General features: G+C 72.6%; 1 protein-coding gene and 1 pseudogene. Both read left to right on the top strand.

The annotated features are described in order from the left end of the window. A partial coding sequence (locus AC1D15_RS28880) for a putative bifunctional diguanylate cyclase/phosphodiesterase (RefSeq protein ID WP_477828724.1) occupies positions 1 to 1,864 on the top strand: 1,864 nt, incomplete at its 5' end. 18 nt (positions 1,865 to 1,882) lie between these two features. Further along, positions 1,883 to 2,071: pseudogene (locus tag AC1D15_RS28885) on the top strand (lysine transporter LysE); the annotation flags it as partial.

Here is a 2,071-nt window from a genome sequence, read left to right on the forward strand (position 1 = left end):
GCAGTGGGCGGGCTATGTGCGCGACACCGTGCCCGACCTCGACAGCCTTTTCGCCGGTGGCCCGCTGACGCCGGCCGCCCTCGAGCAGCTCAGCCGGCTGCGCCACCTGGGCGAGGTGTTCCGCTTCAAGTTCTACGACCCGCACGGGCGCGAGCTGCTGGTGTCCGAGCAGCTCGGCCTGGGCGCCGAGGAGCTGGCGCGCGCGCGGGCTGCGGCACCGCTGGATACGCTGGCCCGCAGCCCCGAGGTGCGCGAGCTGGTGCTYGGCGGGCGCAGCATCATCTACCTGCGGCAGTCGCAGCGCGCCGACCGGCCGCGCGTCTACAGCGAGGCCTATGTGCCGGTGCAGGGCGCGCACGGCAACGTCGGCGGCGTGGTCGAGGTGTATGTCGACCAGGCCGAGCGGGYGGCGCGCATCGCGGCAGCCTTCGTGCGGGTGGCGATCGCGGTGGTGCTGGCGCTGGCGCTGCTGCTCGGCCTGAGCCTGCGGCAGTGGTTCGTGCGCTCGCGGCTCGAGCGCCAGGCCGAGGACCAGGTGCGCTACCTGGCCGAGCACGACCCGCTGACCGGGCTGATGAACCGCGCGAGCTTCACGGCGGCGCTCAGCGAGGCCGAGGCGCGTGCGCGCGCCGGCGGCCCGAAGTTCGCGGTGCTGTGCCTGGACCTCGACCATTTCAAGCTGGTCAACGACACGCACGGCCAGGCCGCCGGCGACGGCACCCTGTGCGCCGTCGCGGGCCGGCTGCGCGAGGTGGTGCGGCAGTTCGACCTGGTCGCGCGCCTGGGCGGCGACGAGTTCGCGATCCTGCAGAGCGGCGTGCGCGGCTCGGACGATGTCTCCTCGCTCGCGCAGCGCGTGGTCGACGTGCTGGCGGCGCCGCACGAGCAGGGCGGGCGGCGCGTGGAGGGCGGCGCGAGCGTCGGCGCGGCGATCTACGGCACCGACGGGCTGACGCGCGACGAGCTGCTGCACAAGGCCGACCTGGCGCTGCACCGCGCGAAGGCCGATGGCCGCGGCCAGTTCAGCTTCTACGACGCCGCGATGGATGCCGACCTGCAGCTGCGCCGCGCGCTGGTGCACGAGCTGCGCCATGCGATCGCGTCCGACCAGCTGACGCTGCACTTCCAGCCGCTGTTCGAGGCGCAGGCGCTGCGCCTGAGCGGCTACGAGGCGCTCGCGCGCTGGTCGCATCCCGACCGCGGCGCGATCTCGCCGGCCGAATTCATCCCGCTGGCCGAGCAGGCCGGGCTGATCGAGGCGCTCGGCCGCTGGGTGCTGCTGCGCGCCTGCGAGGAGGCGGTGCGCTGGCCGCAGCACCTCGAGGTGTCGGTGAACCTGTCGGCGGCGCAGTTCCAGGGCGACCTGGTCGGCGTGGTGTCGGAGTGCCTGACGCGCTCGGGCCTCGCGCCGCAGCGCCTGCAGCTGGAGATCACCGAATCGCTGCTGATGCGCAACACCGAGCAGGTGCTGCAGACCCTGCAGACGCTGCAGGCGCTGGGCACGCGGATCGTGATGGACGATTTCGGCACCGGCTACTCGAGCCTGGCCTACCTGTGGCGCTTCCCGTTCCACAAGGTCAAGATCGACCGCGCGTTCACGCAGAACATGGAGCGCGACCCGAAGGTCGACCTGATCGTCGGCTCGATCGTCTCGCTTGCGCACGCGCTGGGCATGCGCGTGAATGCCGAGGGCGCCGAGACGGCCTCGCAGCTCGCGCGGCTGCGCTCGCATGGCTGCGACGAGATCCAGGGCTTCCTGCTCGGGCGACCGGTGGCGTCGTACCAGCTGCGGCACGAGGATGCGGCGCTGTGGCGCTCGCCGCGCGACGAGCCCAGGGTGAGTACGCTGGATCCCGTGATCTAGCCTCGTGACAATGCGGGCATGACGTCATCGATCTCCTGGCTTCTCTTCTTCCAATCCGCACTGATCGGCCTGTCGATCGCCGCCCCCGTCGGCCCGATCGGGCTGCTGACGATCCAGCGCACGCTCGACGCCGGCTGGCGTGCGGGGCTGGCCACCGGCATGGGCGCGGCGGCGGCCGACACCGTCTACGGCGCGGTCGGCGCGTTC

The sequence above is a fragment of the Rhizobacter sp. P2_H2 genome (genome assembly GCF_056403375.1).